Source organism: Brevibacterium sp. OS20 (assembly GCF_056837565.1).
On record NZ_CM166367.1, the window covers coordinates 2,354,070 to 2,369,648 of the forward strand.

General features: G+C 65.3%; 15 protein-coding genes. 8 read left to right on the forward strand and 7 right to left on the reverse strand.

The annotated features are described in order from the left end of the window. Window positions 1-11 precede the first annotated feature (11 nt). Window positions 12-587 carry a hypothetical protein gene (locus ACVZTU_RS10590; RefSeq protein WP_482400356.1) on the forward strand — a complete coding sequence of 192 codons (576 nt, stop codon included), beginning with the start codon at window positions 12-14 and terminating at the stop codon, window positions 585-587. 10 nt (window positions 588-597) lie between these two features. Here the strand turns inward: ACVZTU_RS10590 and ACVZTU_RS10595 are convergent, their stop codons facing one another. Both ACVZTU_RS10595 and ACVZTU_RS10600 read right to left on the reverse strand, forming a co-directional pair. Continuing rightward, a complete protein-coding gene (locus ACVZTU_RS10595) occupies window positions 598-1,272 on the reverse strand; it encodes an NAD(P)-dependent oxidoreductase (RefSeq protein ID WP_139469811.1) in 675 nt (224 codons plus the stop codon). A 28-nt stretch (window positions 1,273-1,300) separates the two neighbouring features. Continuing rightward, the gene (locus ACVZTU_RS10600; protein ID WP_482400357.1) at window positions 1,301-3,073 is read right to left on the reverse strand and encodes an N-acetylmuramoyl-L-alanine amidase; all 1,773 of its coding nucleotides are present in this window, start codon (window positions 3,071-3,073) and stop codon (window positions 1,301-1,303) included. A 291-nt stretch (window positions 3,074-3,364) separates the two neighbouring features. Between ACVZTU_RS10600 and ACVZTU_RS10605 the strand changes: the two genes are divergently transcribed. Both ACVZTU_RS10605 and ACVZTU_RS10610 read left to right on the forward strand, forming a co-directional pair. Beyond that, window positions 3,365-4,243 (forward strand): DUF817 domain-containing protein, encoded by an 879-nt coding sequence (locus ACVZTU_RS10605; RefSeq protein WP_482400358.1) that lies wholly within the window; start codon window positions 3,365-3,367, stop codon window positions 4,241-4,243. A gap of 34 nt (window positions 4,244-4,277) precedes the next feature. Further along, a complete protein-coding gene (locus tag ACVZTU_RS10610; RefSeq protein ID WP_482400359.1) occupies window positions 4,278-6,983 on the forward strand; it encodes a penicillin acylase family protein in 2,706 nt (901 codons plus the stop codon). Between the two features lie 10 nt (window positions 6,984-6,993). Here the strand turns inward: ACVZTU_RS10610 and ACVZTU_RS10615 are convergent, their stop codons facing one another. Next, entirely contained in the window at window positions 6,994-8,193 is a 1,200-nt protein-coding gene (locus tag ACVZTU_RS10615) for an alpha/beta hydrolase family protein (protein ID WP_139469807.1), read from the reverse strand. 156 nt (window positions 8,194-8,349) lie between these two features. Here ACVZTU_RS10615 and msrB point away from each other — a divergent pair, with 156 nt between their 5' ends. Together msrB and ACVZTU_RS10625 are read left to right on the forward strand one after the other, a co-directional pair. After that, window positions 8,350-8,799, forward strand: a complete 450-nt coding sequence (gene msrB / locus ACVZTU_RS10620; protein ID WP_139908177.1) for a peptide-methionine (R)-S-oxide reductase MsrB — start codon at window positions 8,350-8,352, stop codon at window positions 8,797-8,799. 1 nt (window position 8,800) lies between these two features. Beyond that, window positions 8,801-9,334, forward strand: coding sequence for a GNAT family N-acetyltransferase (locus ACVZTU_RS10625; protein WP_139908178.1), 534 nt, complete (start codon window positions 8,801-8,803; stop codon window positions 9,332-9,334). Window positions 9,335-9,338: 4 nt separating this feature from the next. On the opposite strand, the gene ACVZTU_RS10630 is transcribed toward ACVZTU_RS10625, so the two are convergent. Next, window positions 9,339-9,863 carry a MarR family winged helix-turn-helix transcriptional regulator gene (locus ACVZTU_RS10630; protein WP_482400360.1) on the reverse strand — a complete coding sequence of 175 codons (525 nt, stop codon included), beginning with the start codon at window positions 9,861-9,863 and terminating at the stop codon, window positions 9,339-9,341. A gap of 101 nt (window positions 9,864-9,964) precedes the next feature. Here ACVZTU_RS10630 and ACVZTU_RS10635 point away from each other — a divergent pair, with 101 nt between their 5' ends. Continuing rightward, on the forward strand, window positions 9,965-10,252 hold the full coding sequence (locus ACVZTU_RS10635; RefSeq protein WP_258233245.1) for a hypothetical protein: 288 nt from the start codon (window positions 9,965-9,967) through the stop codon (window positions 10,250-10,252). Window positions 10,253-10,395: 143 nt separating this feature from the next. On the opposite strand, the gene hemQ is transcribed toward ACVZTU_RS10635, so the two are convergent. The 3 genes from hemQ to hemE are packed head-to-tail and all read right to left on the reverse strand — an operon-like array spanning window position 10,396 to window position 13,595. Beyond that, a complete protein-coding gene (gene hemQ, locus ACVZTU_RS10640; protein ID WP_139908180.1) occupies window positions 10,396-11,106 on the reverse strand; it encodes a hydrogen peroxide-dependent heme synthase in 711 nt (236 codons plus the stop codon). 22 nt (window positions 11,107-11,128) lie between these two features. Beyond that, window positions 11,129-12,544: a protoporphyrinogen oxidase gene (hemG, locus tag ACVZTU_RS10645; RefSeq protein WP_482400361.1), complete on the reverse strand. Its 1,416-nt coding sequence runs from the start codon at window positions 12,542-12,544 to the stop codon at window positions 11,129-11,131. A gap of 4 nt (window positions 12,545-12,548) precedes the next feature. Continuing rightward, the gene (gene hemE / locus ACVZTU_RS10650) at window positions 12,549-13,595 is read right to left on the reverse strand and encodes a uroporphyrinogen decarboxylase (RefSeq protein WP_482400362.1); all 1,047 of its coding nucleotides are present in this window, start codon (window positions 13,593-13,595) and stop codon (window positions 12,549-12,551) included. A gap of 168 nt (window positions 13,596-13,763) precedes the next feature. Between hemE and ACVZTU_RS10655 the strand changes: the two genes are divergently transcribed. Next, on the forward strand, window positions 13,764-14,378 hold the full coding sequence (locus tag ACVZTU_RS10655; RefSeq protein ID WP_172169860.1) for a DUF3000 domain-containing protein: 615 nt from the start codon (window positions 13,764-13,766) through the stop codon (window positions 14,376-14,378). A gap of 17 nt (window positions 14,379-14,395) precedes the next feature. Then, the gene (locus ACVZTU_RS10660; RefSeq protein WP_482400363.1) at window positions 14,396-15,547 is read left to right on the forward strand and encodes an HRDC domain-containing protein; all 1,152 of its coding nucleotides are present in this window, start codon (window positions 14,396-14,398) and stop codon (window positions 15,545-15,547) included. The last annotated feature ends 32 nt before the right edge of the window (window positions 15,548-15,579 follow it).

The following is a 15,579-nucleotide window of genomic DNA, read 5'->3' on the forward strand; positions in this document are numbered from 1 at the left end:
AGCAGGAACCCGTGCGCCGTCTCATCCTCTCCCTCGTCCAGTCGATCAACGGATCCTTCGCCGAGAACGGCTGGTCGACCGGGGTGTCCACGGACGCCGACTTCCGGCGCTTCCTCGCCCTGCGACGCAGCGCGAACGCGATCATCGTCGACCGCCGCACCGCGCTGAATCCGCAGCTGCCCGTCATCAACGCCGCAGGCAAAACGCTGCAGCACACCCCCGTGCACGTGCTCACCGAGTCCGATCCGACCGCACTGCAGAGCGAGCTCGACGCCCGCGGCCTCGACTATCGTGCCCAGCACTTCACAGCAGACACCATCACCGAGGTGGCTGCCTCGCTGCCGACGGCCCCCTCCCCCGAATCGGCACCGACCGATGAGGCGGTGCTGCTGTGCGAGTCGGGTCCGAATCTCGCGTTTCGCCTGCTCGAGCATTATCCGGGCGCGGAACTGCATCTGAGCGTGAGCCCTTGCTATATCCGCACTCCCGGCAGCCACTTCTCCGGGCTCGAGGCCGAGATCGATCTGCGCCTCATCGATGTGCGCACCGAGGACGACCAGGTCTTCCTCCGCTACACCCGCGCCTGAGTCGAAGCAGTCAGCCGGCAGAGGTCCCAGCGTTCGCGTGGATCTCGGTGCCCACCTCGAAGCGATCGGGTGAGTCAAGGATCGCGGTGATACCGTCGGCCACCTCGGTGAGTTGAACGGTTTCGACTCCCCCGGACAGATCATTGCGATCATCGCCGCCGATCGGAGCCATGATCCGCAGCTCGCGGAAGGCCACGCTCGTCGATTCCGCTGCGGCGACTTCGATGAGCATCTTCTGCGCGGCGCCGAAGACGCTGATCGCCCCTGACCCGGCCAGCGCTTCGACACTGGCGACGCCGTTGAGCGCCAGGTGGACGATTCCCCGGATCGCGCTCGTCCGGTCGGTGGCCAGGGACTGCGAGATCGCACAGGCTGTGAAGTGCCCGCGCAAGTATGAGTCATAGTCCGCATCGAACTTCTCCAGACCTCGGTCGAGCACCGGTTCGTCGATGTACCACCCGCCGATGGCGGCGATGACGGCATCGACCGGCGGCAGGTCTCTGGAGGCGAGCGCCGAGGTGACCGCCTCCGGCTCGTCCACCCAGTCCGGCACAGTCACCGGTTCGTATGCCGTCTCCGTGTCCGGAGTGCGGCGGACGATGCCGGTGACTCTGTGCTGCGGACTGAGCTGCTGGGCGAGCCCGGTGCCGACGTGACCGGAGGCGCCGAAGAGGAGGATGTGCATGAGGCGAGTCTATGTCCCCTGCGTTCGGTCAGGTGAGATAGACCTTGACGCCCTGACTCTTCGTGTAGGTCATGTACCCGTGCTCGAAGTTCTGACGGATCTTGCCCGCCGAGGAGAACTGGTCCGTCTTCGGCAGTCCGAGCTTGCTGCGTTCCCAGCCGAGGGACTTCCACTTCTTGAGCATCTCGCCGCGCATCGGCTGTCCCTTCGTCGCCGACGACCACGCGATCATCCCGTTCTCGTAGTTCTGGTAGTAGGCGCTCTTGCGGTATTTGAAGGTCTTCTCATCGCTGCTGGGGTAGCCGAGGAAGCCCTTGGTGTATCCGGCGCGCTTGTACCCGTTGCGGATTCCGCCCTTGTTCAGGTGCGCCCCTGTCTTCGACGACCAGTACACGGTGCCCTTGGCGAAGCGCTGATAGGCGCCGTTCGGATTGGACAGCTTCCCTTCGAGGCTGCGGGCCTCGCCCGTCTGCGCGGAGTGCGACCGGTAGTACGTGCCGATGGCTCCCTTCACCGGATAACCACCGACATCGGACTGCATCGACTTCGCACCGGACCGGATCGATCCGAGTCGGGAGTAGAAGGCATTTCCCGGGCAGGCGGTGTAGCTCGTGTCCCGGTGGCCGGAGACCACATTGAGGCTGACCTTCCTGCCTTCGGGATACCGGCTCGTGCTTCCTCCGCCGGAGGTGAGCGTCATCTTTCCCGTCGGGTTGAAGGCGTACTGGTTGGCCTTCCACGCGATGAGCCGCTTGACCGAATTCTGGGCTGCCGTGCTCGGCGCGGACCCTGTGTAGGTGCCCAGCACGCTGATGCCGATCGTGTACGAGTTGAATCCGGAGGCGTGGGCTCCGGTCACAGACAGATCGATGCTGTCGGCACGGCCCTCGTAGATGGTTCCGTATTTGTCGACGAGGAAGTTGTACCCGAGGTCGCACCAGCCTCGTTCTTTCGTGTGGTACGCGAGGTAGCCGCGGATGATGCCCGGGGCCTGTGCCTTCGTATAGGAGTTCGATCCGGCGGTGTGGTGGATGAAGACGCCCTTCGAAGTCGACGTCTTGTCGGTGGTGCAGCGGACGAGCTTCTCGTCGGCGCCCCATTCGCGGCGGGTGACGATGTTCGCCCTCAGCTCGTGGTGGGACACCTGCGCTGTCGCCTTCTGTGCGGTGACCGAGGCGGGCTTCTTCACTGCGGCCGCGTCGGCGCCGGTGACGGGGCTTGCGACGTTGGTCACTGCGAGGTCGTTCGTGTCGGCGTTCTTCGCTGTCGCACGGATCTCCACCGAGGTGGAGTCGACCACGGGCACGGCTTCTGTCCGTCGTTCCTGAGCCGCTGCGGGGACCTGTTTGCCCTCAGCCGAGGAACGGTCAGGGCCGGCACCGTCGTCGGCCGGCAGGGTCTCCCACGAGGACCAGCCGCCGGAGTCGCGGTAGCGAAGTTCGAGACGTGGGTCGTCTCCCGTCCACTTGGCTCCGATGACATTGACTTCGGAGTCTTTGAGTTTGAGTGCTGTGACCTTTGCCGGAGTGGCCGAATACGTCTTCGTCGTCGATCCTGCGTTCCGGCTCACCTGGGGAGCGTCCGCGGAGTCCGCTGTCTTGGTCGCTGCAGGCTCCGTCGGTGTATCCGAATCGGATGATTCCTTCGTCGGCGCGGGCTGCGGCTGGCCCCCGCCGTCGAGTGACGGTGAGCCGCTGTCGCCGAGCGATGGCGCTTCGGCGGCGAGCGCGGGACCACCGGTCATCATCGACACGGTGAGCACCGCAGCCAGTGCGGGGGTGACAAGTCGGATCGGTTTCATCGGGGCTGCTTCCTCTGCAGTCTGTCCGCCTTCTGGTTATCACGGACGCCAATGGGTTCGCGTCGCCGTCGACACTGCCTTGTCGGCGCCGCAGCGTCGCAGCACTCCTGCGACACTGATGCACAGATTAATGGCATTGCCAGTTTCTGTGAAGGTGACTCGCAAGTTCTATTCAGAATTTCACCTCCTTCGGACACGGCGATGTCACACTGCCCGCTCCGACAGCCCGGCCCACTCGCGCGATACGCTGGCACTCCACATTCCCCGCGTCCCCGTCGTCGAAGGACCCATATGGCTGATCGCCGCGAACTCACTCGACTCGAGGCAGTCCTCGACGCCTTCGCCGACCGCGTTCTCCCCCGCGTCCCCGCCGGGATGCGGGAGTTCCTCGCCTTCGGAATCAAACAGGCGTGGGCGTGTCTCTTCGGTGCTCTCATGCTCTTAGCGATCATCCTCACCGCTTGGCTCTACCCCGATGATGCGGCCATCGCCCGCAACGACTTCCTCGTCATCCTCGCCGTACTCATCCAGATCGGCATGCTCGTCGCTCGCCTCGAGACCGGTCGCGAGCTCATCGTCATCATCGTCTTCCACATCGTCGGCACCGGAATGGAGATCTTCAAGACCGCCGTGGGTTCATGGAACTACGCCCCCGGCGGGGTCCTCCACATCGGCGCAGTACCGCTGTTCACCGGGTTCATGTACGCCGCCGTCGGCTCCTATATCGTCCGCGTGTACCGTCTCTTCGACTTGCGGTTCAGCCATTACCCGCCGAGGTGGCTGACCGTGATCATCGCCGCCGCCATCTACCTCAACTTCTTCACCCACCACTTCATCGTCGACCTCCGACTGCTTCTCGTCCTGGCCACCGTCATCGTCTTCTTCCGCTGCCGCATGCACTTCCATATCCATCGCAGGACACTGACGATGCCCGTGCTGCTGGCCTTCCTCCTCGTCGCCTTCTTCATCTGGGTGGCCGAGAACATCGGGACCGCGGCCGGTGCCTGGCTGTATCCGAGTCAGGACGACGGCTGGCACCTGGTGCCGCTGACGAAGCTGGTGGCCTGGTTCCTGCTCATGATGATCTCCGTCGTCCTCGTGACCTTCGTCCACAGACCCAGGCCGCCTGAGGTCCACGGACCCGAGCCTCCTGACACCTATACTTGCTGAGAACCGAAACTTCCAGGACGGCAGAAGGAGACTCATGGCGGCACCCGATGCGCAGAATGAGAAGGAATCGAGCGCATTGCTCAAGGTGCTCCGCCCAACCAGCGGTTCCAACCTGTCGGTCAGTGCTCGTGTGCTGCTGCGCGTCATCGCCGGAGTCCTCGTCCTCGCCCTCATCCTCGCCCTCGTCGGACTGTTCCTCGTCCGTCGCTCCTTCCCGACCACCGACGGCGAGATCTCGCTGCCGGGGCTCGACGCGCCGGTCACCGTCCACCGTGACGAATCGGGTGTTCCCACCATCGAGGCCGAAACCGCCCACGACCTGTTCCTGGCTCAGGGGTTCGTCCACGCTCAGGACCGGTTCTGGGAGATGGACTTCCGCCGACACGTCACCTCGGGACGACTCTCCGAACTCTTCGGCAAATCCCAGCTGGGCACCGACACCTTCATCCGCACGCTCGGCTGGCGGAAGGTCGCCGAGCAGGAGGTGAAGAAGCTCGACAAGACGAGTCTGGGCTACTACGAGGCCTACGCGGACGGCGTCAACGCCTATCTCAAGGACAAGTCCCCCACCGAGCTGTCCCTCGAATACGCCGTCCTCGGCCTCGAGACCGGCAGCACCGAGGTCGAGAAATGGACCCCGGTCGACAGCGTCGCCTGGCTCAAGGCCATGGCATGGGATCTGCGATCGAACCTCGAAGACGAGATCGACCGGTCGATCCTCAGCTCGGAGCTCACCGACGAGCAGATGAGCGACCTCTATCCGGATTACCCATATGCCACGCGTCCGACGATCCTCGGCGGCAGAGCCGGCGACAAGGCACCGAAGGACCGCAGCGGCGACGACGTCGAGCAGAAGCCGCGAGTCGACGACCGTGCACGGGAGGACGATGAGGCACATGCCGGAGGCACCGTCACCGAGGCACCCCGAACAGGGAACACCGACACCGAGGCGGCCGTCCCCACCGATGATCTCCTCGAACTGCGGAATACGCTCACATCGCTGCCGCCGATGCTGGGACAGAACAGCGACGATATCGGGTCGAACTCGTGGGTGATCTCCGGGGACCACACGAACACCGGTCGACCGCTGCTGTCCAATGACCCGCACCTCGCCCCGGCGATGCCCTCGGTCTGGTACCAGGTGGGACTGCGATGCAAGAAGGTCACCGATGCCTGCCCCTTCGACGTCACCGGTTTCTCCTTCTCCGGACTGCCGGGAGTCGTCATCGGCCACAACCAGTCGATCGCCTGGGGACTGACGAACCTCGGCGCAGATGTCACCGACCTCGTCGTGGAGAAGATCCGCGACGGGAAGGTCATCCACGACGACGGAGACGAACCGCTGCAGGTGCGCAAGGAGACGATCGAGGTCGCGGGCGAGGACCCACGCGAGATCACCATCCGCTCCACCCGCAACGGCCCACTCGTGTCGAAGCTCGACGGCACGTATCGCAAAGCACTCGATGCGACGACCGGGGCGGATTCGCAGGACCCTAAGTCGGGACCGGGCGAGGAGCACTACGGTCTCGCCCTCGATTGGACGGCTCTGCGTCCGGGTACGACCGCCTCGGCGGTGTTCGCCATCAACAAGGCCACGAATTGGCAGGAGTTCCGGCACGCGGCGTCCCTGTTCGACGTGCCCTCCCAGAACCTCGTCTACGCCGATGTCGCCGGGAACATCGGCTATCAGGCCCCCGGAATGATCCCACGCCGAGGCAAGGCCGACGGCACCGTGCCCCGACGCGGGTGGAAATCCGACGAGGATTGGCAGGGCTGGGTCGACTTCGAGGATCTCCCACATCTGTACAACCCCGAACGCGGATGGATCGTCACCGCGAACAACCCGGTCGCCGCCCCCGGTGAGACAGTGCAGCTGGGTGAGGACTTCGACTACGGGGATCGCGCCCGCCGCATCACGAAACGCATCAAGGACGCGGTCGACGAGGGCCGGAAGCTGCGGCCGATGGACATGGCGGAGATCCAGAACGACGACCAGAATCCGTTCGCCGCGAAGCTCGTACCCGAAGCGGTGAAGATCCACTCCCATGGTGACGAGGACATCCTCGAGGCGAAGAAGCTGCTGAAGAGCTGGAACGGCTTCGACTCCGCGAACAGCGCGGGCGCCGCCTACTTCAATGTGCTCACGAAGACGCTGCTCGAGCAGACGATCAGCTCGAAGCTTCCCGACGGGGTGTCCCCCGCCGGCGGTTCACGGTGGTACCTCGTGCTCTCGGAACTGCTCGAAGACCCGGATTCCCAGTGGTGGTCGGGCAAGGGCGTCGAAGGTCGGGACGAGGCTCTGCGCAAGGCCATGAAGACGGCGTGGGCGGAGACGGAGGACCTGCTGGGACCGGAGCCCGTGACGTGGCGGTGGGGAATCCTGCACCGCCTGACGATCCGCAACGCCAGCCTCGGCGAATCCGGGATCACACCGGTGGAGAAGCTGTTCAACCGCGGCCCCTATGAGGTCTCCGGGGGTTCGGGCGTCGTCCATGCCACCGGGTGGGATGCCTCGGTCGGCTATGAGACGAACTGGGTGCCGTCGATGCATCAGACGGTCGATCTGTCGAACTTCGACGCCTCGAACTGGATCAACCTCACGGGCGCGTCGGGGCATGCCTTCCACCCGCATTACGACGATCAGACGAACGATTGGGCCGCCAATGTCAATCGACCATGGCCGTACTCGAAGGAAGCCGTGGCCGCGGCGGCAGAGGACACACTCACTCTCGAGCCGTGAGAACGGGGTTTCAGTCCTTGGGCAGGATCTTCGCTTCGAGGAAGTTCGCGACATCGTCTTCCCAGCGCACCGGGTCGATGTTCCATTCCTTCGTGTGATGGGCCTTGCCGTATGAGGGCATCGTGACCAGATCCCGTCTGACACCTGCCAGCGCGTGGGAGGGGCCGGAGGGAACGAATTCGTCGTCATCGGAGTGGATGAGCAGAACCGGCACATCGAGTTCGGCTGCACGGGTCACCCAATCCATGCGATCGAGATCGAGCGGGGTCTCGAGCCCGGTGATCGGCCGTGCCCATGGCTGCGTGATCATCTCGAGCGTGAGTTTGGCGATCGGTGTCGGCAGCAGGTTCTTCTTCGCCTGCCCGTCGAGCACGTTCACCCAGTCGACGACGGGTCCGTCGAGGACCAGTGAGGTGACGAACCTGCGGTTGCGTCCGCGGGAGGCCGCCTGCAGGGCGATGGCTCCGCCCATCGACCAACCGAAGAGCACGACGTTCTTCGCTCCGTGTTCGACCGCGAAGTCGATGGCGGCGTCGACGTCGATCCATTCGGTGTCGCCGAGCCCGTAGCGAGATGTGGTCTCCACCCGCACCTCGGCGTCGTTGCGGTAAGACATCGCGATCGAGGGCACCCCGAGGGTGTTGAGCACGGGAGCGGCGCGCAGTCCCTCGGCGCGGGTGCTGGCTCGGCCGTGGATGAGGATCGCCCAAGTGTCGTGGGGTTCCGGATGGTCGGTCGGCAGCAGCCACGCGGGCAGGTCACCGGCGTCGGAGCGAATCTCGATGTCGTCGAAATTCACTCCGGCAGCGATCGGATCAGGATAGACGACTCCGGTCCACCGTCCCCGCCAGGCCCGTCGGATATCGCCGCGGGTGACGGACAGGATCTCTCGGGAGACGGTGCGCGAGCGGGGATCGTACTCGACGATATCGCCGACGACGGCATGTCCCGAACCCTGGTTGAAGTAGAGACCATAGGTGCCGGGCACCGTGGTCTCCTCATCGGCGGGCAGCTGAATGCGCATATTCGGCGGAAAACCGTCGATGTGCAGGATGTCGAGTTCTTCCGGGGCGTTCTCCGGAACGATGATCTTGCGGGCGAAGTAGGCGGCCAGACCCGACGACGCCACAGAGATCAGGGCACCGAGTCCGGCGCCGACGCCGATACCGGCGGCGAGCAGGCGGGCGGGGAACTTCGTGTCGCGGACCATGAAAACCTCCTGTGTTCATTGTTGCCTACGGAATGATCAGGCACCAAACGCTGTTGTGCGGAATGAGCGAGTGTCACTCGCTGTTGCGCTCACCAGGGGCGGAGATCTTCTCCTCCTCGCCGCAATCACCGTCACTGACAGAGACCGGAGGTCACGATGACTCAGTCATCAGATATCAACGCTGGAACTTCGACGAACGAGGGGGCCGCGGCTGAGGAGATCCGTTGGCAGGACGTGCTCACTCCCGAGGAGTTCGCGGTGCTCCGCCAGGGCGCGACCGAACGCCCCTTCACCGGCGAGTACAACGATGAGACGGCAGCCGGGATGTACCAGTGTCGGGCCTGCGGAGCCGACCTGTTCCCCTCCGATACGAAGTTCGCCTCGCACTGCGGATGGCCGTCGTTCTACGCGCCTCTGGCCGAGGACCGGGTCCGCTACATCCGCGACACCTCGATGGGCATGGAACGCGTCGAGGTCCGCTGCGCGAACTGCGACTCGCATATGGGCCATGTCTTCTCGGGCGAGGGCTACGGCACTCCCACCGATCAGCGCTACTGCATCAACTCGATCTCGTTGAAGCTCAACACCGACGCTGCGGACAGCTGAGGTGGCGACAGACACTCAGAGCACCGAGGCGACCGAGCTCGTCGTGAAGAACTTCGACGAGCTCCGGCCCACGGAGCTCTACGGAATTCTGCAGCTGCGCTCACGGGTCTTCGTCGTCGAACAGGAGTGCGTGTTCCTCGACCCCGATGGGGTGGACTCACTGCCGGAGACTCTGCATTTCTTCTACCCTCGACCGGCCACGGCGATGTCGGACACTCACGGCGCCGAGCATGGACGCGACCTCTCGCCATGGGCCTATGCCCGTCTGCTGCCGGCGGAGTTGCCCGACGGACCGGCGGCCAGGCCGGGAGCACGCAGCATCAGTCGTGTCGCCACCCACCCCGACGCCCGCGGGCAGGGTTGGGGCCGCCGACTGCTCAGCGACATCGTCCACGCCTGGTCGACTGCCCCGCTGACGCTCAATGCGCAGTCGCACCTCGAGGGGCTGTACTCGTCCCTCGGCTTCGCCCCGAACGGTCCGCGCTTCGACGAGGACGGGATCGAGCACACCCCGATGGAGCGCCCGGCCGGCTGACCGATCAGCTCTCGGCCTCGACCTCGGCAGCGGCGTCGACGGAGGCGATGATCTTCTGCATCACAGCGTGCAGTTCACGCACTCCGTCGACGTCCATGCCGAGCTTGGCCATCATCGTTCCGGGAATCGCCTCGGCGGTCTTGCGCAGTTCACGGCCGGTGTCGGTGAGGGTGACCTCGACGATCCGCTCGTCGCTGTCGCTGCGCGTCTTCGTGACATAGGCCAGCGCTTCGAGGCGTTTGACCAACGGGGACACAGTCGCGGGTTCGAGTCGCAGCAGTCGAGCGATCTCGCGCATCGGCAGCTTCTCGTGCTGCCACAGCGCAAGCATGACCAGATACTGCGGATGCGTCAGACTGATCGGTTCGAGCACGGAGCGATACGCGCCGTTCACCCCGCGGGACGCCACCGCCAGAGCGAAGCAGATCTGGCTTTCCAGCGCCAGCGGGTTGTCCAGCGGCTCCGTCGAAGCTTCGGATTCCAGCATCGTGTGTCGTCGATCCTCCGTGTCGGCAATCAGGGCGTGCATACTCTTCGAAGATTACTTAGTGCGCTAATGATTAGTGTACACTAAAGGTGAAACCTGCCCAATCCCCGCCCAAGCGGCACCTCGTCGATAGGATCCTCGCTATGTCGTCCGCCTCGCAGCCTTCCCCCGATGGTTCGAACCGGAAACAGGACAAGAAGCAGAAGAATTCGGCACGGAAGAAGAACCAGCATCCGGAGTCCCAGCGCGGAGTCGGCTGGCTCAACAACTTCTTCCGCAAGATCGTCGGGCCGGCGCAGGTCGACAACACGCGCCCGGGCGGATACTTCGAGGACGAGACGCTGCGGCACCAGCAGCTCGATGCCATGGGGCTGGAGATGCGCACCGACGCCAACGGCCATTCCTATGTGGTGAAGAAGGGCAGCAGGTAGCCGCCGGTCACTCCCCGACCATGCACAGGGCCGCCGCACCGAATCGGTGCGGCGGCCCTTCCCGCTGTCTCGTTCTCGCTGCCTCCGTCCCGGCCGGGCGACCTGCTCTCTGCCTCAGTCCCGGCCGGGTCTATGACGTTCGGTCAGCGCCAGTCGGAGATGATGTCGACGAGTTCGCGACGCGGTCCGGTGTAGAACGGAACCTCTTCGCGCACATGCAGGCGCGCCTCGGTGTTGCGCAGATCCCGCATCAGGTCGACGATGCGGTGGAGCTCGGCGGCCTCGAAGGCCAGCAGCCATTCGTAGTCGCCGAGGGCGAAGGAGGCGATCGTGTTCGCCTTGATGTCCTTGTACCCGGCGGCGGCCATACCGTGGTCGCGCAGCATCTTCGCCCGTTCGGCGGGGTCGAGGAGGTACCAGTCGTAGGACCGCACGAACGGGTACACGCAGATGTAATCGCCGGGCTCGGGATCGGTCAGCAGAGCGGGCAGGTGCGCCTTGTTGAACTCCGCCGGGCGGTGGATTCCGACGACGGACCAAACGGGTTCGAGCACTCCACCGATCAGGCTGCGGCGGATCGCCGAGTACGCGGCCTGGACGACCTCGATTTCGGGGGCGTGGTACCAGAACATGACGTCGGCATCGGCGCGCAGGGCGGAGACGTCGTAGATTCCGCGCACGATCAGACCGCGTTCCTTCAGGGGCTCGAGAGCCGCATGCAGCTCATCGGCGAGTTCCTTACGGTCGGCATCGCCGAGTTCTCCGGCAGAGGCGAAGACGGAGTAGGCGATATACCGCGTCTGCTCGTTCGCTTCTTCGATCTGGGCGTCGGTGGGCTGAGTGTATTCGCTCATATCTGCTCCTTCTGTCTTCTCTTCATTCTGAAGTGTCACGGTGGTCGTCTGCGGGTCGGTTCAGTCTCTGGGCCGCGGCGTCCGCGCGGGCGATGCAGGCGGGTATGCCGACTCCCCCATAGGCGGATCCGGCGAGTTCGAGGCCGGGCAGCGACGCGATCTCTGCGTCGATGGCGGCGATGCCTCCGGCGTGGCCGGGCAGGTACTGCGGCAGTGCCGAGTTCCAGCGCTGGACCTCCGAGCCCAGCAGCTGCGATTCAGGACGGGAGGTGATCGTCTGCCAATCGGCGAAGGCTCGTTCGACGATCTCCTCATCAGAGAACCTGCTCCAGGCCTCGGGTCCGTCGCCGAAGCGTCCGATGCTCATCCGCACCAGGGCCGCCCCCGCGGGGATATGGTCGGCCGTCCACGGCCATTTGTTCGACACGAATGTCGAGGCCTTGATGAACGTGCCCTCGGGCGCGGGGACGAGGAACCCCGAACCCTGCAGCTCGACTCCCCCGAGGTCGACGAGGGCGGCGACCAAGGCGGTGGAGGCGTAGGGAATCTCGCCGAGGCGGCTCGCCGATTCCGGGGCCACCGACGTCAGGAGTCCGGCAGTCACATGCGCGGGCGTGGCGAGGACGAGTCCATCGGATTCGATGTCGTCCCCCTCGCCGCGGACGATCCATCTCTCGCCCTCGCGGTCGATCCCGGTGACACCGGCACCGAGGCGGACCGCCCCGCCGCCCCGCACGATCGCCTCGTGCAGGGCGGGGATGAGGCGGTTGATTCCGCCTTCGAAGCTCATGAACACCGGTTCCGGGTTCCGTGCCGACGCGGTCTGGGCGTCGCGGGCGGCGAGGAGCTGTGCGACGAGGTCGAGCACCGAGGTGCCTTCGACGGCGGCGGGCAGCAGCGCGGGCACCGTTTCGGCCAGGGACAGGTCCCGGCAGCGACCGGCGTAGACACCGCCGAGCAGCGGATCGACGAGTTCGTCGACGATGGCGCCGCCGAGGCGCGCGGACAGGAAGTCCCCCAGCGAGACGTCATCACCTTCGATCGGCGGGGTGATCCGTTCGGCCGCCAAGCGAGCGGCTGCCTCGGTGCCGATGAGGGATTCGACCTCTGCCGCTTCGGCGGGCACCCCCATGATCGTCCGTTTGGGAATCGCGTGCAGGTCTCCCCTGCTGAGCACCTGCGAGCTGTGCCGGGTCGAGGGGAACACCGAGTCGAGGCCGAGTTCGGCGGCTAGGCTCTTGGTCTCCGGACGCCGGTTGAGGCTCGCTTCGGCTCCCGAGTCGATGCCCACCGGCACGGCGCCATCAAGCGTGGTCGACCTCAGGCAGCCGCCGAGGCGGTCGCCTGATTCCAGCACTGTGACTTGGTGCTCGGCGGAGAGGCGATAGGCGGCGACGAGGCCGGAGATCCCTCCTCCGACGACGGTGATCCGAGTCATTCGATCAGCCGCGGCCGCCGAGGATCTCGGCCGAGACGCGGTGGACGAGGTCGACGACGCGTCCGGGCACTTCGGGGTCGGTGTCGGGCAGGACGCCGTGGCCGAGGTTGAAGACGAATCCGCGGTCGAGTTCGAGTCCCTTGCGCACGATCGCCTCGACGCGGGCGGACAGCGCTTCCCACGGGGCGAAGAGCAGGGCCGGGTCCAGGTTGCCCTGGAGTGCCTGACCGGGATTGACGCGAGTGGCGGCATCGGCGAGGTCGACGCGGAAGTCGACGCCGACGGTCGTCGATCCGGCCTGTGCCATGGAGCCGAGCAGCTCACCGGTCTGCACGCCGAAGTGGATGCTGGGCACGTCGTGTCCGGACAATGCGTCGAAGACTGCGGTGGAGTGTGCGAGGACATGGTCCTCGTAGTCCTCCCGAGCGAGGTAGCCGGCCCAGGAGTCGAAGAGCTGGAAGGCCTTGGCACCGGCGTTCAGCTGCACGTCGATGAAGGTCGCCGACATCGTCGCAAGCTTGCTCAGCAGGGCCGAGAACGCCTCGGGGTCGGAGACCATGAGCGACTTCGTCTTCTCGTGGTTCTTACTCGGCCCACCTTCGATGAGGTAGCTGGCCAGGGTGAACGGAGCACCGGCGAAGCCGATGAGTGGGGTGGCTTCGCCGAGTTCGGCGGTCACCCGCTGGATCGATTCGGTGATGTCGGGGATATCGGCGGCGTCGAGATCAGGCAGGGCGTCGATATCTGCGCGGGAGCGCACCGGGGAGGCGATGACCGGGCCGACGCCGGAAACGATCTCTACATCGACTCCGGCGGCCTGCAGCGGGACGACGATATCGGAGAAGAAGATGGCCGCGTCGACGCCGTGGCGGCGGACCGGCTGGAGGGTGATCTCGGAGACCATCTCGGGGTCGCGGCAGGCATCGAGCATCTGAGTGCCTTCGCGCAGCTTGCGGTACTCAGGCAGGGAGCGGCCGGCCTGCCGCATGAACCAGACGGGAGTGTGTGAAACCGGCTCCGAACGCAGGGCAGCCAACAGGGGTGATGTCATGGGGCCATCTTCCCATTCTTCGATCGCTCATGCCCACTCGCCGGCGGTTTCAAGACGGGCCGTCTTGCCGTCTCAGCATTCGGCCGAGGACACGGTCCGACGGATTGTCCGCGGCCGCCTCGGCGTGGATGATTCCTCTGTCCCCGCGGCTGCTCTATCGTGGCAACTGTGGTCAACACCTCACCTCTCAATCGCATTCCGGCGGAGTTCTCCGCCGTGACGTCGGTGCTGCGTCAGGCGCGCAGCACGAACAACGTGTCGATTTCCGAGATTCCGGCCCCGGCCAAGCTGGCCCCGTACTCCTATGCTCTCGGCGCCGAGGTCAGCGCCGATGAGACGTTCCTGCGGGCCAGCGGCGAGACCATCGACGAACTCGCCACCGGCCGTATCGTCGTCCTCTTCGATCCCGCCGCCCCGGAGGAGTGGGAAGGCTCCTTCCGGGTCGTCTCCTATATCCGCGCCGAACTCGAACACGAACTCGGCAATGAGACGATGCTCGGGCATGTGGCATGGAGCTGGCTCGAAGATGCCCTCGATGCCAACGACTGCCAGGTGCTCGCCGCCGGCGGGACGACCACTCGGGTGCTGTCCGAGAGCTTCGGCACCTTGGCCGATCGCCCGGCCACGATAGACTTGGAGCTGCGCGCCTCGTGGACACCCGTGATTGACGAGCCGGATCTGATCGGCAATCACTTCGAGGCCTGGATCGATCTGCTCAGCACAGTCGCCGGACTGCCACCACTTCCTGAAGGAGTCACAGCCCTGCCCGGGCGCCGTCGATGACATCTGAACTACCGCTTTTGGAAACACCCGCGAACGGCATCCCCGACGTCGTCGATACCCCGGAGGACCTCTCCTCCTCGATTGCCAGTCTGGCCGCCGCCAACGGTCCGATCGCTGTCGACGCCGAACGCGCGTCCGGCATCAGATACGGACAGCGCGCCTTCCTCGTTCAGCTGCGCCGGGAGGGTGCGGGCACCTTCCTCCTCGATTCCGAGTCGCTCGGTGATCTCAGCGCCCTCAATCCGGCTCTCGGAACTGATGAGTGGGTCATCCATTCGGTAACGCAGGATCTGCCGTGCCTGCAGGAGCGCGGAATGCGCCCGGCGGCTCTGTTCGACACCGAGCTGGCCGCCAGGCTGCTCGGATGGGAGAAGTTCGGTCTGGCCGCGGTCGCCGAACGCACCCTCGGGGTGCGTCTGGCGAAGGAGCATTCGGCCGCCGATTGGTCGACGCGTCCGCTGCCGAAGGAGTGGCTGAACTATGCCGCCCTCGACGTCGAAGTGCTCCTGCCGATCCGCGACATCCTCCACCAGCAGCTTCTCGACTCGGACCGGTGGGAGTTTGCGCAGCAGGAGTTCACGCACCTGCTCGATTTCACGCCGAAGCACTTCGATGAGCCGTGGCGACGCACGCATGGACTGTCGAAGATCAGGTCCCGCCGCGACATCGCACGAGTCCGTGAGCTCTGGCAGGCCCGTGACTCCATGGCCCGTGAGGCCGATCTGGCTCCCACGAAGATCCTGCGAGATCGTGAGCTCGTCGCCCTCGCCCAATCCGGTGTGAAGTCCAGCGACGATATCTTGGCTCAGTGGCGCAGACTCTCCCGCGCCGAGGCGGCCCGCCTATTCCGTGCCTACCGCAAGGCCTCCCGGCTGGGTGCCGAAGAGCTGCCGGGACGGTTCGAACGCGGACGGTCCAAACGCAGCGAGTTCAACCCGGCCGAGCTCAAGGAACGGGTGGCCGCACTCAAAGCGGCAATGTCGGAGCTCTCAGAAGAGCTGACGATCCCCCATGATGTGCTTCTTCAGCCGGCAATCGTGAAGTCCCTGGCTGCGGAGTCGAACGTCGATGTCGAGGATTACCTCGCCGAGGCGGGAGCCCGACCCTGGCAGATCGAGCTCAGTGCCCCCGCGCTGAAGAAGACCCTGGCCGGACTCCCCCAGTCCTGAATCTCACACCGCACGGCGGGAACTCTGAGCTT